Here is a 19,471-nt window from a genome sequence, read left to right as displayed (position 1 = left end):
TGCCGCCTGTGCGGTGGTTGGCAACAATAAATTTTGACTGGCAGCGGAACGCGATGAAGTCTGAAGTAACTGGGCAAAAATCATTCAGAAATGCACTGGCAGCACTGATGTATTCGGTGCGGCTGTGGCTGTCAGTTGCGCTACTGGCTTCAGTTTCCGGGCAGGTGTTGGCGGCACCGACGGGTTATTGTGTTGCCAATCCCGATGCTCCGGCGCAACTGGTGGATGTGCGCACCGGTGCGAACGTCACCTACTGTGATCTCTGTGGCTATGGCTACATAGAAGTGCAAATCACCAACCCTTACCGCAGTGGCGACGATGATTTCGCCTATATCACGTCCAGTCTTCAGCAGGTTCAGGAACAACAGCGTTCGGGGATACGGTATCGCCGTCGCTCTGGTAATTACTACACCTACACCAGTAACGGCGATTACGGCTCCTTTAATCCGGACATGAACTTCAGCAGCAGCACCGATGAGGACGCCGGGCTGGTAGTGCGAATTCCTAATTCTTCTGGCCTTCGTCTGTATCAGGATCTGGATATAACCGCCGGTGGGACCACCATCGACAGCAATAATGCCAGCCAGGTTCAGCAAGCCCTTAATGCTGGCAACTGGGAAATCCGCATCGGTGGCCTTCCTAACTTGGCCGACGGTAACAACACCACCATGACGGTGCGTATTCCTGTACATCGCCCGCTGGTTTCAAATACGGATGGTCCCGAGCAGCTGAACGCTTTCGATAATGTTAATGTCACTGCTCAAATCAACTACGTTACTGCCGATGGTTGTACCTCTGGTGGCCCGGAAAAGCAGGCGCCTACCGATAGCGGTACTTGCGACACAACTTGGAGTGCGTGGACGGATTACGAGAATCCGCGCCCGCCATACCCACCGTACCCCGGCACGGCATTGGATTGCACCCCAAGTACTCCGACAGATGTCGATGATTTCAATCCGAGCTATGCCGAAACGAGCGCACTGGTTGTCAACAAACCGGTGCTTGAGATCGACAAGCAGGGCTGGAATTACGATGCCGGGCAGCGCGAGGGTACCCGCAGCGATACCGTTTACGGCCATAACGACGACGATATCGTCTGGCGTTTGAACCTCGCCAATAACGGTACCGCGCCGTTGCAGGATCTGCGTATTGATGACGTGCTATCCCGCGCGGATGTGATGAACGCGAATTATGTCTGCCCCACTGCGGCAGAGGCTGACACGGTTGCTGCCAACAATGGCGTTTTGCCGAGCACGGTGGATTGTGTCGCTACCGATGCACTGACTGGCTCGGTTCTCGCGGACTGGGATGTGCTGCCGCCGTTTGGCGATGGCATTGATATTCCTTCACCCTATGCAGCGACAGTGGAGGCGGAAACCTCCGGTTCGTCTAGCCGCACCATCGACATTGCTGAGGGTGGGGAAATCAATCTCTACCTGGTCGGTAAGCTGCAGCGCAATGCTTCCTGTAGCAGCGGTACTCCGCTGATTAACAGCCTGGAGGACGTACAGTTTGGCTGTGCGGTCCAGACGCCACCCGGCGGTATAATTCCGGGACTGGATGATACCGGCGAGTTGCGCACCTGGTATGGCCAGGGTTCCGTTGCTGGTGGTGCTACGGCGTTAGAAGTCGAGCGCACCCTCACCGGTATCGATGGCAGCGCGACTGTGGGTATGCGCGGCCTGATGACCATCACGCTCTCCAACCAGAGCGGCGGTACTGTCTGGTTCGATAACAGTATGGGTTATCACCTCCGCGATCAGCTGCCGGACGGCTATGTTCTGGACCCGAGTTTCGCGCCGCAGTTATTGCGTCCCGCGGGCAACAACGGATACACGGACGGTTCTATCTATGGTGATTATGCCGGTCAGGTCGATCAGCTTCAGTGGGTAAACCCGGAAGATGGCGTGGACTCAGTGGATACCACCAATTACACCAGCTACCTGGGTAACACCGCGCCGGAATTCAAGCTGTCCAGCTCCACGCAGTACACGGAAAATAACCCGGATGCGGCCTACAACAATGGTAAAACCTATCGCGACCTGATGCGCCACGGCGATGTGGTGGTAATCCGGTTTGCCATTATCCACAAGGATCCGACGCATTTTGACCGCGCCGCCGATCTGGATGTGGTTCCTGAGCAATCAGGCATTGACCTGTTCCAACGCCCGGAGCCCACCGACCCCGTCGCCTTGTCTACGAGCCTGCAGAACAACCTGAAGGTGGAGTTCAAGACGCTGTGTAATACCCAGGGTCCTCAGCAGTACGACCTGGCCGACAATGGTGTCAGTACCAGCCCGACCGATAACACCGGTGGTTCAGACATTATTTTTGACCCCGAAGACATCGATGTCGAAATTCTCGACCAGTCTTTCATTGTCACCAACGATCCCGACCAGACCACGCCACTGCGCGTAAAAGCAACCAACAATGGTGGTGTGGATGCCCGCGATGCCAGCATCTTCATCAGCTTTGGCCCGACGCTGGAAGTCATGGATGTAGACGAGCAGGACGGTAACTGGCAGTGCGATATCGCATCGGTGAGCGGCTCTCCGGTGCCGCAGCCTTCACCGTATAAGGCCTGGGTGGTGAACCCACCGGGCGATCCTGATCTGCTCCATTTGCCCCTGACGACTACCGGTACCGTCTACCGCTGTTACCCCAATCATGGCAATCCGCTGAACAGGGTGCTGGCGACTGGCGTAGGGAGTGCCGTTGAATTTCACTTCGAGGTTCGGAAGTCCACCGATCTGGCGCGCATTCTAGAAGACGATGTCACCTTCCGCGCAGATGCGATTGGTGAAATCTGGACGGTGGCCAGCCTTGACCTGGCCGCACCCACAGTAAACATGAGCAACACTGGAGGTACTACCAACAACCGTACTATCCAGAGCTATACGACTACCAATACGCCCACGGCGATCAACAATCATCAGCCGCTTTGGTTCCCGCAGCCAGGTAATGCCAGCCAAAACAACGCGCGTAGTGACGGTGAGGTAGACCGCGGCAACCTCTACTCCCTGGATGCGAACTGGTCCCGTGGTATCGGCTTCAACCTGTTGAAGGATCAGGTTGCGTGGAGTGTCACCGGGGGCGATCTCTCGGCGTTAGAAGGTTCAATACCGACGCTCGGCGAATGTAATGAAAGCAGTCCCGCAACACTGAATGCGGCTTTGCCCAGTAGCGCAATGTCGGATGGCTACCCCAACTTCGCGCGTAAACAGCGCGAACTGGTGCAGATCGGTGAGGAATGTACCAATCGCATTCAGACCGGCGGCTGGTTCGGTTTCAAGTCGCGGGGCTTCTCTTTTATCGGCGTGCGCGATATTCAGGTGCAGGACGAGGTCGAAGACGGCCTGGTTTATATTTCCAATACCGAGCCTCAAGTCGGCGTGCAGATCGCCGGCGCGACCTCAACACCGAATCAACCGTCTAAAAGCACTCTGGACGAGGGGCTGTTTGGTTGGCTCTTTACCGGTAACCAGGCGGGCAGTGACGGAAGCAACAACTACATTACCACCATCGATCAGTGGTTCCATGTCAATGCCACCACCCGGATTCAGAACAAAGCGCTCAATGCGCGCAGTGCACCGAATGTTCAGGCCGCCGATCGAAACAATGTATTGAACTCAAGCTTTGAGGCGGCTTACCACAATGAAAATACCGGTGAAGATGAGTACTTCGACTTTGGTAACAGCATTGTGGGCTACCCGTGGGAGCGTATTCGCCGTGTCGATGTGGTAGTGACCGAACCGGAAATTTCCCTGGCGAAAAATTACTGTGAAGCGGGCAACTTCAGCTCCGCTAGCGGAGACTGCTCCGGTGGCTGGCAGCAAAACCTGACGGGTGCGGACACCTCACGGGATTACATCGTGCGTCTGCGACTGGTGAATGCCAATGAAACCTCCGGCGAGCCTAACGCGCCGGCCTATGACCTTGTGGTTACCGACACAGTACCTGACCTGCTGGTGGTGGTTGATCCCGGCAGTGATGGCATCGACAACGATGGTGATGGCGCAGTCGATGAAGACAACGAACACCTGAGCCTGGTTGAAAACACGCCCAACGATGGTATGGATGCCACACTGGTATTTTCCCATTCGCACAGCGATACCGGTGCGCCGGTGGGTAGTTCAGCCAATAACGGCCTGCGCCGCCTGAATGGTGGCACCGGCAGCTCCGAAGATGGCCGCAGTGTAAATCTCTACTACAAGGTCAACCCGGATGAACGTATTGCGCCCAACCAGATGCTGCAAAGCGCTTACTCCATCGCGTATGACACTCTGGAAGGCGGTGATGCCAGTGATCGCAACGAGTTTGGCAACCAGACTGTCGAGCTGCGCGGGAATGGCGATATCGGCGGTGCCCGCGCCTATGATGCCGGCCCGGCGGATGCCTCCATTACCTTCATTACACCAGCGGTAGAACCGAAAGAAATTACCGCGCTGTCTGATACCACACTGGGTGAAATGGTCGGTGGATATCAGGCGGTAAAAATTGGTGAGGAAATCGAGTACACCCTTACCGGGCAGCTACCCTACCAGCAGCTGCGTGGACTGATTGTGAGCGATACGCTTCCGGCTGGTCTCAGCTGTGTCGATGCGCCATCGATCGACCTGAGCGCTCCCCCTTATGCGGCCGCTGGTTTCCGTCGCCCCGATCTGAGCCAGGTGCCAGTCATTACGCCCGTGTGCAGTGGCACCCAGGTGTCGTGGGATTTCGGTGATGTCACTCTGACCACACCGGGGTCAGAATCTCTCTTCAGTTTCCCGGTGCGTTTTATCGCGCGTGTGGATAACACGCCGGCCAACAACAATGGTGAAGGCAGCAGTGGCACGGTATTGGAAAACGGTACCGGTGACTCTACTTTCCTGCGCTACGCCGACGCGATGGGGAACGAGTCCAAACTCAGTTTCGGCAATGTATCGGTACGGGTCATCGAGCCCGAGCTGGCACTGGAGAAGAGCTGGACCGACCCACAGGATGCCGGCGACGATATTACCGTTACGCTTACCGCAACCAACAACGGATCTGCTCCGGCCTACAATCTGCGCATATTCGAAGACCTCGTCGATAGCGAGATGACGTTTATTGCCGGTAGTGTCAACGGAACTGATCCCCCCGCGGTGGATACCGATGCCTTCGGTGAGAACCAACCCGTATTTGTGTGGGCGCCGGAAAACCCGTTACTGCCCGGCGAAGCCCGCGAGTTCACCTTCCAGGTGCGTGTAGACGATAGTGCTCAGCCGCAGCAGCAGTTGCAGAATACGGCGCACGCCGCCTGGACTTCGCTGCCGACCCGCAGCACTGCATTGAATCCCATCGATCAGAACGACGGCTCTGCACGCACTGGCCAGATTGGTGTCAACGGTGCGGTCGACGGCATGCGTATTGGCGAATTGCCACTGGAAACTGGTGCTGACGCCGTCAACGATTACGAAATCAGCAGTAATCAGGTGACTGCGGATCTGGAGCGCGTGCTTCTGAACAAGCAGGATCTGTCTCCGGGTGTGCTACCGGAAATCGGTGCCCATAAACAATTCCAGATCACCATCGATCTGCCGGAGGGCACCACTCAGGAACTGCAACTTCGCGACTTGCTGGATAGCGGCAGCACCAGCTACGTATTGACTCGCGATGGCAATTATCAGGTGAGTTACACCTTTACCGGGATTGCCAGTATCAATGGCAATACTGCACTGGGCGAAGGTGCATTTCGTTCGCCTGCACCAGTTGATGGTGCCAGTGGCGAAATTCTGTGGGATATCGGTACCGTGCTCACCGAGACGGAAAGTGATTTACCGACCTCCGGTGCGATCAACCCGCAAATCGTGATCACCTACTATGCGCGGATCAATAACGATACCAATACCGGTACCGCCAGTGGCGAAGGAAACAGCCTGCAAAATGGCGCCGAGCTCCGTTACCAGCATGGCAGTACTCTTGCCACGGTGACCGAGACTGCCGATACCCCGGCAATCACGGTGACGGAATCAGAACTCAGTGCGGATAAAAGCGTAACCCAGATTACGCCGGGGCAGCTGACCCGTGGCTCGGTGCTGGAATACGTGGTGACACTCACCAATAACGGTAACGCCACCGCTTATGATCTGAATCTGGTGGATAGCCTGCCGGAAGAATTTCAGTGGGATGACAGTGTTGCGCCCACCGTTACTATTGGTGGCAGCCCGGTGGCCGGGTTTATCACGACGCCCGATACGACCATCGCAAATACTCTGGTTTGGGGGCGTGGCAATAGCGACGGCTCTCTCGATTTACCGGCAGGCCAACAGCTGCTGTTAACCTACCGGGTTACCGTGGCAGCCAATGGTGGCCCCTTTACCAATGAGGTCACTGCCGACTGGACTTCACTCCAGGATGACGTTGCAGCAAACAGTAATTACGAGCGTACCGGCGCAGATTGTCCGGCGGCGCCAAATGACTACTGTATTACCGCGACTGAGACAACGGATGCAGCGGCGGAAGACAATACCGCCCTGGTCAAAGCCTTCGAGTCCGATAGCTGGGTTCTGGATGGCAGTGATGCGACGGACGCGGAGCTTCGTGTTGGCGATACTGTGGATTATCGCCTGACCGTGACGCTCAACGAGAGCGTCACCGCAAATGTCACCATTGCCGATACCTTGCCAGTGGGTCTGGAGTTCGTTGACTTAGTGAGCGTCAATGGGCAAACCAGTGCACCTTTTGAAAACACCGGAGGCTTCACTCACGAACCGGTCACAACAAGTGTGGCCGGTGATGCCAATGCGGGGCAGGTGCTGACGCTGGCATTGGGTGATGTGGATGCCGTGGATGGAGATGATAGTAATAACGAATTCACCATCCTGTACCGCGCCCGAGTGGTGACCGACGTCCTGGCGCACCAGGACGTGCTTGGTCCATTGAATAACCAGGCGGAACTGAGCTTTGACGCTTTCGATGGCTCCACCGTAGCGCTGCCGCCGGTAACTTCTGCGATTGCGGTACATCAACCGCTACTGAGCTCGCTGGTGAAAACCGACACCCTGAGCGGACGCGCCGGTAGCGGTACTCAAGCCGATCCATACCTGGTGGTATTGGCGGCGGATACCATGCAGTTCCGTTTGCAATCCTGTAACCAGGGCGATGCGCCTGCCTACAATGTCCAGCTTAGCGATACCCTGGCTCCGCAATTAAACGAAGCGGCGTTGTCTGACGCCAGTGTGTTTACCGTCGCCATCGACGGTACCGCGACCAGCGAGTTTACCTACAGCGGGCAACCTGCAGCCGGTGGAAGCTTTACGCTGACGCTTAACGACGACGCGCCACTGTTACCCGATCAGTGCCTGACCGTGGATTACAGCATCGGCTTCAACGCGGATATCGGCACCAGTGAGCTTTTCCGCAATAGTGCCAGCGTTAGTTCCTACTGGTCTCTGCCGGGCACAAATGGCCAGCAGTATTCCGACGATACTGTTGCGTCTGTCTGGATGCAGAACCCCAGCAATGCGATGCCGCCGGAGAAGGTGCTTACCAGTGCAGCCTCCGCCACCATTGGCGAGGAAGTGCGTTACAGCATCACCATTCCCGAAGACAATATTGCCCGCACCGAGGTAATCCTTACCGATACCCTCGCGCCGCAATTCACTTTTGTCAGTGCCGCACTGAGCATCAATGGCGGCACTGCCAGTGACTTGCTTAATAGCGGTAGTGGTAGTGCCCTGAGTTTCGAACTGGGAACCCTGCAGGCTGGTGAAACCGCGCAGATAGAACTCTTATTGCGTGTGGCCAACAGCGCCGACAGTAATGCGGGCGACAGCGTGATCAATCAGGCTAGCTACAGCACCGGTGGTGTTACCTACACCAGCGCAGCGACCGATCCGCTGACGATTGTCGAACCGCAAATTGCTTTGGAAAAAGAGGTAATTGCTGCTCCTGCCGCTATTAACGCCGGCACGGTGCTCGATTACCGCCTGAGCATTACCGAAGCCGGAAGTGCCGATTCAGCGGCTGCCTATGAACTGGTCATTACCGACGTACTGGATGCGGGACTGGAATACGTTTCCGGCTCCGCGAGCATCGGCGACCCGGTTATCAGCGGCGACGCTGCCAGCGGTTTCACACTGGAGTGGAACCTCACCAGCGTCGCAGTCGGTGAGAGTCTGGCAGTGGATTATCAGGCCGTAGTGCAGGACGACGCCCGTCCCGGCCAGGTGCTGAACAATGTTGCGGAAGTGCGCTGGACGAGCTTGTCAGGTGACTCGGATTGGGAACGCGACGGCAGTGAAACACCGGCCTATAACGACTACCTTTCCAGCGCGACTGCGTCGGTCACCGTGTCTGACAATACCAGTCTGGCAAAAGCTCTTGTGTACGATACGTTTGATGGTACCGGCAGTATTCGGGTTGGTGATCGTGCCCGTTTTGCGGTTACCGCGACGATGCAAAAAGGTACCTACCCCAGTGTTGTCATCACCGACACCTTGCCAGTTGGTATGGTGTTTGAAGAAGTGGTCAGCGCCGACTTCTTCGGTAGTGATGAGACCTCGACCGTCGCAAGTGCAGTGAGTATGAATGGCGCGGAGTTGGTATTCACTCTCGGTGATGTGACCAATCCGGCGAGCGCAGCCGGCGATACCTTGCAGATCGTCTACGAGGTGCGCGTACAAAACGGCAGTGTGCTGGCGCAATTGCCGAGCCGTCAGTCTCTGGAAAATACCGTCGAGCTGGAGTACGCGCTGCCTTCCGGTCCGGCCAATGCCATCAATGCACGGGCTGGTGTCGACGCTATTCAACCGTTGCTTGCGATCAGTCGCCTGGATGTTTCCACCGCGATTGGCAACGACAGCGAGATTACCGTGGGCGAGCAGGCCACCTTTACGCTGGACATCACCAATGACGGCGAAGCGCCGGCGTACGACCTGCAAATCCAGGATGTCATTCCCGAGGGGATGCGCAACGGCGGTGGCGTGACCACGCAAAGTATCGAGCTCCTCGGGAGCGGCAGCCTGCCGGTGCGTATGCCGAGCTACGATGCTGCCACCGGCATCGCGCTCTGGGATCTCGATGACAGCGACGTCTACACCATTCCCGCCGGCGGAACGCTGCGCCTGGTGTACACCGTTATCGCGGACGACACCCTGGGTGCAGGCCTTTCACTGGGCAACGGCGTAACCCTGCCGGTTTACTATTCCTTCGACAACAATGTTGTTCCGGCCAATGGTGTGGCGGAAGAGCGTCAGGACTATCGCCTCGCAGAGGCGGCGAGTGCGGCTCTCACCAGCCCGCTTCCTGCTGCGCTGGACAAAAACATCACCCAGCCCGAAGCGGCCGTTGGCGAACAGTTTAGCTACCGGATCACCGTACCGGCGACGCCGGCGGATACCGCACTCTACGATGTTCGCATCTTCGATGATCTGTCAGCGTCTGCCGCGGATCTGCGATTTATTGCGGTGAATAAAATCAGTGGCGCGGATGGCTGGACGCCGGAAAACATCGGCGATGAAACGCAGATTGAAATTGTCGATTCAGTCGATGGAATTGATATTCCTGCTGGCGAGCAGATTGAAATCGAGCTGGTGGTGGAAGTCCTCGATACGGATGTCAACGTCGCAGGACTGACGTTCACCAATACCGCCAGTTACCGGTTCAGCACCTTTGACGGCGACCTCGAGCTGCTTGCGGACACTTCTCAGGAGATGACGCTGGTTGAACCCGAGCTCACGCTGGAAAAAGCGGGTCCGGAGACACTGCATGCCGGTATCGCGGGCGACTTCACTCTCAATATCAATAATGTGGGTGACAGTGCGGCCTGGGATATTTCGATTATCGATATCCTGCCGGATGTGGATCAGGGTGGAATGTGTGGGCGGCAACCGGAAGTGGTGTCGATACAGATCTTCGACACTGATACCGATACCCTGGTGAGTGCGCTGAGTGAAGAGTCGGACTATCAGTCCAGCTTCGCGGACTGTACTTTTACCCTGACAACCACCGGTGTGGCAGTTGAGCCGGGCCAGCGCCTGCTGGTCGAATACCAGGCTTGGCTGGATGAGGATACTGCGGGCGATCAGACCCTGGTAAATCTGGCGGCGGCTCAATGGTTCAGCCAGGGAGAGGATCGCGAGAATCGCCGGGCCTACGGGGCTGCGCCGACCGACGGTACACCGGAAGTCCTCGACCACGAAGATGCGCATGCACTGGTCACGCAAAGTGCCACCCTGCAAATGCTGAAAGAAGTGGTCAACGTCACTAGCGGACAGGAGCCGGGCAAAGAAGCGAACCCCGGCGATACACTGCGCTACACACTGACGGTGAAGAATGTGAGCGAAATTCCCCTGGCGGAATTCTCCATTGAGGACGAGCTGGGCGTGCTGAACACCCAGCAAGTTTTCGCTCCGGGTACATTGAGCATCATCGAACTGCCGGAGACTGCGGTCGACAACAGTGATGCTGTTGCTGGCGCTACCGGCAGTGGCTGGGTTCGTATCGGCGGACTCACTCTGGCGCCCCAAGGTGAAAGTGACGAAGAGCGTAGCGATAGCGTTACCGTGGTCTTCGAAGTGCAATTGGCTTCGGTCATCGACAGCGGCACGTCGGTGCTGAACCAGTCGAACGTTATCGCCTATGGCCAGACTCTGGCGGTCAGTGACGATCCGAATATCAATGGCACAAGTGATCCGGAGTCGCCTGGCGATGAAGACCCGACCCAGATCATCATCGAGTCAGCACCGGTACTGAAGGTAGAAAAAACCTCCGAAGATCTCACCGGCGAACCCGACAGCCTGATGCCCGGCGATACCCTGCGCTACACCATTCGCGTGGAAAACATCGGCAACGAAAACATGCTTGAGGCCAGCCTGCGCGACCAGGTGCCAGCCAATACCGTGTACGTTGCCGGTTCCACTACCCTGAACGGTACTGCGCTGGACGACATCGACGGCAGCACGCCGCTGGCACAGACACTGGTTATCCAGTCTCCCGGTGCGGAAGACGGTCAGCTGCTGGCGGACCCGGAAGCGGGTGGCACTCTCGCGGCATTGATTACGTTTGACGTCACCATCAATGACGTCAACGACGGCACCGTGATTTCCAACCAGGGCTTTGCCAATGGTGTAGGTGCAGGTGCTGGTGCAGGTGGTGAAAATACCCCGATTGATGAAAAGCCGTCCGACGATCCCACAACCGAAGTTGTCGACGACCCCACCATCAATATCGTGGGTAATGTGCCGCTGTTGCGGGTGCAGAAAACCGTCGAGCTGGCTGTGGATAACATGACCGCCGGTATCATCGATCCGGAAGATGTTCTGCGCTACACCATTACTGTACGCAACATGGGCGGTAAGGATGCGACCGAAGCGCGCCTGGTCGACCTGGTGCCGGAGCACACCACTTATGTAGCCGGCAGCACGACCCTGAACGGTATTGCGGTTGCGGATAATGGGGGTGAGTCACCGCTGGTTGCGGGCATTGCGATCAGCAGCGACGACCTGACTCCGCCGATGCCGACTGCGGACGAGGGGATAATTACCACCGCGCAGGCCGCGACCATCGTGTTCGACGTGATGGTGAATGTGGACACTGAGCGCGGCACCATCATCAGCAACCAGGGCAATGTGTACAGCCTGGAACTGCCGCTGACCCTTTCCGATGCCGATGGCAATAGCAGCAACGGCGCGCAGCCCACCGAAGTGGTGGTCGGTGATGCGCAGCAGCTGTCGATCACCAAGGAAGTGGCAGTAGTCGGTGGCGGTGCCGCCGAGTCTGGCGAGGTGCTGGAATACCTGGTGCGGGTCACCAATATCAGTGCCGTGCCCGCAAGCCTGGTCAGCATTTACGACGATCTGCTGGTGGCGGGTGAAGGTGTACTCACTTACGTGGAAGATTCCGCGCGCTTGAATGGTCAGCCCGACGGCGTCATGGTGGACGGCTCTCTAATCACCGTCGACTACAGCACCAACTACGGCGACCTCGAGCCGAGTGAATCCATCACGCTGCGCTTCCAGGCAAAACTGGGTGAAAACCTGGCCATCGGTTACTCCGTGGTCAACACCGCCCAGGTGAAATGGAATGACCCGGCGGTGTACAACGAGGCCACGGTGTCCATTGATATCGGTGGTACCCCGGGCATTGCCAATTTGAGCGGTTACCTCTGGCACGATGTGAACTTTGATGAAGTGACGGACAGTGAAGAGCGCCTGCTCACCAACTGGACGGTTAATCTTTACTTCAACAATGGACTGCTGGAAACCGTACAGAGCGACGACAACGGCTACTTTGTTTTCGACGGTCTGGTGCCGAATATGGAAGGTGCGGCTGCGGGCGGCGCGACTTACGAGTTGCGCTACCTGGCCCCGAATGCGGTGGAATCGACGGCATCTCTGGGTAACACCAGCTCCGATTACACCAACGGTCCACAGCAGATCCGCGATATCTATATCGGTTCCGGTGCCAACCCGCAGAACCTGAATCTGCCGATCACGCCGAATGGGGTGGTTTACGATTCGGTACTGCGTCAGCCGGTCTCTGGTGCTCGGGTGCGGATGCTCCGTGCCTCCAGCGGCCAGCCACTGCCGGACACCTGTTTCGAGGATCCCAAGCAACAGAACCAGGTCACCATGCCGGGCGGTTACTACAAGTTCGATGTGAACTTCAGCAATGCCTCCTGCACGGTAAATGCGGATTACCTGATCGAAATCGATGTGCCCAATGAAGACTATGTCTCCGGCCCATCGCAGATCATTCCGCCGCAGACCGGGATTGAAACCGGTAGCTTTGATGTGGCCGCCTGCCTCGGCAGCGCCGCAGACTTGATTCCCGGCACCCCGGATCACTGCGAAGTCCAGCTCTCTGACTTGCCGCCGCCCATCGACATGGAAGCGCGCAGCAGCGAGACGGATTACTACCTGCGGATAAATCTGGACGACAGCAACCAGCCGGGCAGCAGCCAGCTGTTCAACAACCACATTGCCCTGGATCCGCAACTGGAAGGCGCGCTCGCGCTGACCAAAACCGCGGCCATGTTGAATGTGACTCGCAGCCAGCTGGTGCCTTACACCATTACCTTCACCAACAGCCTGCCGGTACCGCTTACCGACCTGCAGCTGGTGGATTACTTCCCCGCAGGCTTCAAGTATGTGGCGGGCTCTGCCAGCCTGGATGGCATGTCGGTTGAGCCGGAAGTGAATGGCCTACAGCTGCAGTGGCCGCACTTGCGTGCCGAAAGCGAGCAGACCCACAGCATGAAGCTATTGCTGGTCGTGGGTTCTGGTGTGGGCGAAGGCAAATACGTCAACCGTGCGCGCATGTTCAATGAGCTTTCCGGACAGCAGACGTCCGGTGAAGCCACGGCCACGGTGCGCGTGGTGCCCGATCCCACCTTCGACTGTACCGATGTGGTGGGCAAGGTTTACGACGATAAGAACCTGAATGGTTATCAGGACAGTGGCGAGGGCGGTGTGCCCGGTGCCCGGGTGGTGACAGCCAACGGTTTGAAAGCGACCACCGATGCACACGGGCGCTTCCACATTACCTGTGCGGCGGTACCCAACCCGGATCGCGGTTCCAACTTTGTACTGAAACTGGATGACCGCAGCCTGCCCAGTGGCTATCGCCTGACCACGGAAAACCCGCGGGTACAGCGCGCTACTCGAGGCAAAATGCTGGAGTTCAATTTCGGCACCAGCCTGCACCGTGTCGTGCGTCTGGATCTGGCAGAGGCGGTGTTCGAGCCGGGTTCCACTGAATTGCGTCCGCAGTGGCACTCGCGCACGGAATTGCTGCTGGAAAAACTGCAGGATGCACCGTCTCTGCTGCGCCTCTCTTACCTGGCGGAAAACGAAGATCCGGCATTGGTAGACGCACGACTGGCAGCCATCAAGGCGCAGATTGCCGGGGACTGGGCCGCACTCGACTGCTGCTACCCGCTCAATATCGAAACCGAAATATTCTGGCGCCGCGGTGCGCCGCCCAGCCGTGGCGGTTTACTGGATGGCCTTAAACGCAGCGTCGATCGCGCACTGGGTACCGATACCGGTACCCAAAACCGCGACGATCAGGGAGGATTCAATTGATGTCCCGTCCTTCTAAAGAACGAATTTTAAAAATAAAAGCGGCGATGCAGCCGGCGCTCGCCTTTGCTTCCGTCCTGTCTGTTGCGATTTCAGTGGCCAGTTTTCCCGCGCTTGCCCAGGAGGGAACGCCTGAGCAGGAAACTGCTGTAGCGGATGGCGCTGTAGTAGATGATGCTGTCGCCGAGCGCAGCTGGTGGCAATTAATCCCTGGCCTGTCCCTGGGTAGTGAATCAGCGGCGGACTACAGCAACAAGCCGCTGGGCCACAATACGGAAACCACGTTGATTCCCGCCGCTGGCCAGCTGTGGGTGCAGGATGCGGAAGCCTTTATCGATCCAGAGCAGCCGGTGCTGGAAACCGATGCTCTGCCGCCGCTGGAATATCGCGAGGTGGACGATGAAATCGATCCTGAATTGATTGCACAGTTAAAAGAGAAACTCGCAGCACTGGAGAATGCCCACGAGCTGCAGCTGATTTTTACCGGACACACCGATAGTGACCCGCTAACCGAAGACGAGCTTTCGGATTATCCGGACAAGGTAGCCTTCACCCAAGCCCGCGCACGTCAGGTGGCGGAGTATTTCCAGACCGCACTGGAACTGCCGGAAGAAGCAGTATTGTTTGAAGGCCGTGGCGCCAGCGAACCCCTGACGGAAAACATCACCGCCAAGGGGCGGGAGATGAACCGTCGGGTGGATGTAAAGCTGCGCTATTTTGAATTGGACCAGGAAGCGCGTGATGCCCAGCGCCGCGCGCAGGCGCTGCAGCTCAATCGGGTAAAAGTCTGTCGTCAGGAAACGGTGTGTAAACTGCGTTACACCGCCGGCTCCGACCAGCGCGCACGACTGAAAAATCTGGTCTCTCCGCTGCGCCTGCAGCCGGGCCAGGTGGATTTACCAGCGGCCTTTGTGCGCCGTATCAGCGAGGTGCGTGCCACCCTGCTGGAAAAACCCAACCTCACGATTCATTTTGTCGGCCATACCGATGGCAAGCCGCTGCCGGAAGGTCCGGCGGAACTCTATGACGACCAGATGGCGCTGTCCCGTGCAGAAGCGCGTCGTGTCGCCCTGGCGGTCGCCGATCAGTTGAATCTGCCGGGCTATATGGTGACCAGCAGCGGTAAAGGCGCAACCCAGCCGATCGCGGCCAACGACACCGCCAAGGGACGCTCCCTGAACCGCCGTGTAGAGGTGGAGTTCTGGTACGACGACCTGTTGGAAACCGCCTCCGACGGTTTACAGGCGTGCCCTGAGTCGGCGGCAGCGGAAACCATCACCATCGCCCACGAATCCCCCACCGGGGATATCGCTCCGATCTTTATCAACAGCGGTGATCCGCAGATTTCTGCCGCCCAGCTGGCACAGATGCAGCGGATGATGGATGAAGTGGCGGGCAAACAGCGCGTGCGCCTGAGCTTTATCGGCTACAGCGATAACCAGCGTATGGAGCGTCGCGAAGCCATGGTGTATGGCGACGATGTTGGCTTGTCCTCTGCCCGTGCACAAAAGACCATGCAAGCAGTCCAGGCGCATCTGGGCCTAAGCGACGATCAGGTCGAGTTCGAAGGCCGCGGCTTTGTGGAGTCCCAAGACGTGGTGCAGACTGGCTTTATCCACATGGACGGTGCCCGTGTGGAAGTACAGGTCCTCTACGATGAGCTGGCGGTTCTTGCGGAAAAAGACCGTCTGGAAATCGAGCGCATCCAACAGGAAGCCAAGGCAAACAACCCCTATGCCCTGAACCTGATGCGTATTACCGTTGACGGTGCGCCCGAGTACGACCCCTACAAGAACTCTGCCGATCTACAGCGCTGTACCGACGTGGCGCTGGAGCAGGCAAATATCCAGTTCCGCTTTGACAACCAGGCGATGCAACCGCGTCTGAACGTCAGCGCGTTTCCGAGCACTATCCGCTACGCCGACGATCCTGAAACCGAGATTGCCGACAGCCGGGTCCAGTTCAAACGCTACACCAACTATCCGTCGTTCATTACCCGCGCGGAAGTGCGCATCTTTGAAGAGCAGCAGTCACTGCGTGACGCGCCGCTGGCGGTAGTGACCCTGGATCAGAATGGCGAAGGCAGCTGGAAAGCAGACTTTGACAGCTTCCAGGCGCCGCTGAAAAAACTGCAGTACGTACTGCGGGTTTACGACTGGAAGCAGCGCTTTGACGAAACCCGGCCGCAGACTCTGTGGCTTGTGGATAACTTCGAACCACAACTGCAACAGGCGACTACCGAGAAGGAGTTACTGGTCGGTTATGGTGAAAACCGCCTTGCGGAACAGAATATTCCGGTCAGTGGCAATGCGGTGCTGGTCAATGGTGACCAGATTCCAGCGGGACACAGCGTCTGGCTCGCTGGGCGCGAAGTACCGGTGAGTAACAACGGCGGATTTGTCGCCGAGGAAATTTTTGCCAAAGGGCTGCACACGGTGGAAGTGGCGGTTCTGGATAGTGAAGGCAACGGCGAGCTGTTCCTGCGAGACCTGGAGTTCAATCGCGACGACTGGTTTACCGTGGGTATGGCCGACGTCACCATTGCCCGGGACAAGACCAATGGCCCGGCGGCACTGGTCACCGGCGATGAAACCCACTATGACAATTCCGCGAGTTACGATGGCCGCCTGGCGTTCTATACCAGCGGTGGTTTTGGCGATGGCTGGCAGCTGTCTGCCAGTGCGGATACCGAAGAGGGGCCGGTCGACGAACTGTTTTCCAACTTCATGGAGAAAACGCCGGACGCGCTCTTCCGTCGCTTGGACAGCGACCTTTACTACCCGACCTTTGGTGACGACTCCACGGTTGTGGAAGATGCCCCCACTTCCGGCAAGTTTTATATCAAGCTGGAAAACTACGACGACTACGGCCTCTGGGGTAACTTCAACGCCTCTTATACCGACAATGAACTGGCGCATATCGACCGCGCGCTTTACGGGGCCAACTTCCATTTTGAAACCGACGATGTAACCGACTTTGGCGAAAAGCGCTTTCAGGTGGATGCGTTCAGCGCGGAGCCGGGCACCATCGCCGGGCGCGACGAATACCGCGGTACCGGTGGCTCCCTTTACTACCTGCGCCACCAGGACATCCTGACCGGCTCCGAACGGCTGCGGATCGAGGTGCGGGACAAAAACTCCGGGCTGGTATTGGGCGTGAAAAACCTGACGCCGGTGATCGATTACGACCTGGATTACATTCAGGGACGGGTACTGTTGAATCGCCCCTTGTCAGCCATCGCCAACGATAACCTGATCATCCAGGATGGCTCATACAACGGTAACCCCCAGTACCTGGTGGCCCGCTACGAATACACCCCGGGCTTTGACGACCTGGATACCCTGGCGGTGGGCGGTCGCGCGCACTACTGGGCTGGTGATCACGTCAAAATCGGGCTGAGTGCCAGCCAGCAGGATGAAGAGGACAATGAATCCTCCCTCAACGGTGTCGACCTGACACTACGTAAAACCGCCGGTACCTGGATGAAAATCGAAGTGGCCGAGAGCCAGGGCAACACCCTGGACACCCTGTCTTCTTTCGATGGCGGTTACAGCTTCAATCAGGGTGGATTTGACCAGAGCAGTTTCGATCCGGCGATGCCTTATGACCCGGATGCCAAGGCCGGCGCTAACAAGTTTGAAGCGGCGCTGCAAATGGGTGACTTCTTTGAAGGCGTCCGCGGTTCCATGTCCCTGTATGCACAGCAGCGGGATGCGGGCTTTTCCGCACCCGGCCAACTGGCCAACCAGGAGACCGAGCAGCATGGCGCGGCCATCCAGGTGCCCATCGGTGATCGGTTTGACGTGGGCGTGAAAGTGGACACCAAGGAGCAGGCTCAGGGGTTGCAGACTTCCTCGACCGATATGGAGCTGGGCTATCGACTCAGCGACAGCTGGCGACTGGCTGCGGCTGCGCGTACCGATTCCCGCGAGGACTATTCACCGGTGGTTCCTGTTACCCAAAAGCAGGGTGACCGCACCGATGTGGCGGTGGAAGCGAGTTACGACTCCGGCGCGGACTGGCGGGCCTTCGGCTTCGTGCAGCGCACGGCAGAATTGTCCGGGTCCCGCGAAGAAAACAACCGCGTTGGATTTGGTGGTGCTTACCGTGTCAGTGAACGCCTGACTCTGGACAGCGAACTCTCCGGTGGTGATACCGGGACTGCCGCGCGCCTGGGAACCGATTTCCTGGTCACCGACCGCACCAACCTCTATCTGAATTACACCCTGGACAACGAGCGTACTGACACCGGAGTGCGCGCGCGCAAAGGTAACCTGAACAGCGGTTTCCGCAGCCGTTACAGCGACAGTGTGAGTATTTACGGTGAGGAGCGTTACACCCACGGTGACGTCTCCACCGGCCTGACGCACGCACTCGGCGTGGATCTGGCACCGAGCGATGTCTGGAATTACGGAACGTCGCTTGAAGCGGGCACTTTGGAAGACCCTCGAACCGGTGCGGAAACCGAACGCCGTGCTGTGGGTGCGAGCATGGGCTTCAATGACGGTAGCCTGCGTTTATCCAGTGCGGTGGAATACCGTGTGGACAATATGCAGACCTTGTCCGATCCGGAGACGGTGCTGGAAAACGAGCGCCAGACCTGGCTGATGAAAAATACCCTGAGCTTCCAGATCAACCCCGACTGGCGTCTTGTCGGTAAATTGAATTACTCCGACAGCCAGAGTTCACAGGGTGAGTTTTATGATGGCAAGTTCACCGAGGGCGTTATGGGCTACGCCTACCGCCCGGTCTACAACGATCGCTGGAACACGCTGCTGAAGTACACCTACTTCTACAATGTGCCTACCACCGACCAGGTACTGGTAACCAACACCGCTACCGAGTTTGTACAGAAGAGCCACATCTTCTCGGTTGACACCAACTACGACATCAGCCGTCGCTGGACGCTCGGCGCCAAGTACGCCTATCGCCTGGGGCAGTTGAGTATGGAGCGGGAAGATCCGGAGTTCTTCGACAGTAGTGCAAGCCTGTACGTCGTGCGCGCCGACTGGCACTTCGTCAACAAATGGGACCTGCTGATCGAAGGCCGACTGCTCGACCTGCCGGATGCGGGCGACCGTAAAAGCGGTGCTTTGCTGGCGCTGTATCGCCAGATGGGGCGTCACTTCAAGGCGGGTATCGGCTACAACTTTACCGATTTCTCCGATGACCTCACCGACCTGGATTACGACAGCCAGGGTGTCTTCATCAATATGATTGGCAAATTCTAGGTATCACTGAAAACCCCACGAAGTACAGGGGTTCCATGCGAAGGCAAGGTGCTGGGGACGGGTTTTTGAAAGCGTGAGCGACAGGGACGTCGCTCACGCAGCGTACAGGGATGTATTAAAGGGGGGCGCCTAGCTCGGTTTCAAAAACCCGTCCCCAGTACCTTGCCGCCTCCGTGCCAGCTTCGAAGCGAA

The 19,471-nt window shown here is 57.7% G+C and carries 2 protein-coding genes; both read left to right on the top strand.

What is annotated here, in order from left to right; all coding sequences use genetic code 11:
- Positions 1 to 53 precede the first annotated feature (53 nt).
- Positions 54 to 14,051 carry an isopeptide-forming domain-containing fimbrial protein gene (locus M0G74_RS02200; protein WP_248213779.1) on the top strand — a complete coding sequence of 4,666 codons (13,998 nt, stop codon included), beginning with the start codon at positions 54 to 56 and terminating at the stop codon, positions 14,049 to 14,051.
- Positions 14,051 to 19,279 (top strand): OmpA family protein, encoded by a 5,229-nt coding sequence (locus tag M0G74_RS02195; protein WP_248213777.1) that lies wholly within the window; start codon positions 14,051 to 14,053, stop codon positions 19,277 to 19,279. The genes M0G74_RS02200 and M0G74_RS02195 overlap by 1 nt, the downstream gene beginning before the upstream one ends.
- Positions 19,280 to 19,471: the final 192 nt, after the last annotated feature.

The organism is Microbulbifer sp. CAU 1566, assembly GCF_023156515.1.
Taxonomy (GTDB): Bacteria; Pseudomonadota; Gammaproteobacteria; order Pseudomonadales; family Cellvibrionaceae; genus Microbulbifer.
Note: the sequence above shows the minus strand (reverse complement) of the source record. Positions and strands in the feature narration are given on the sequence as shown.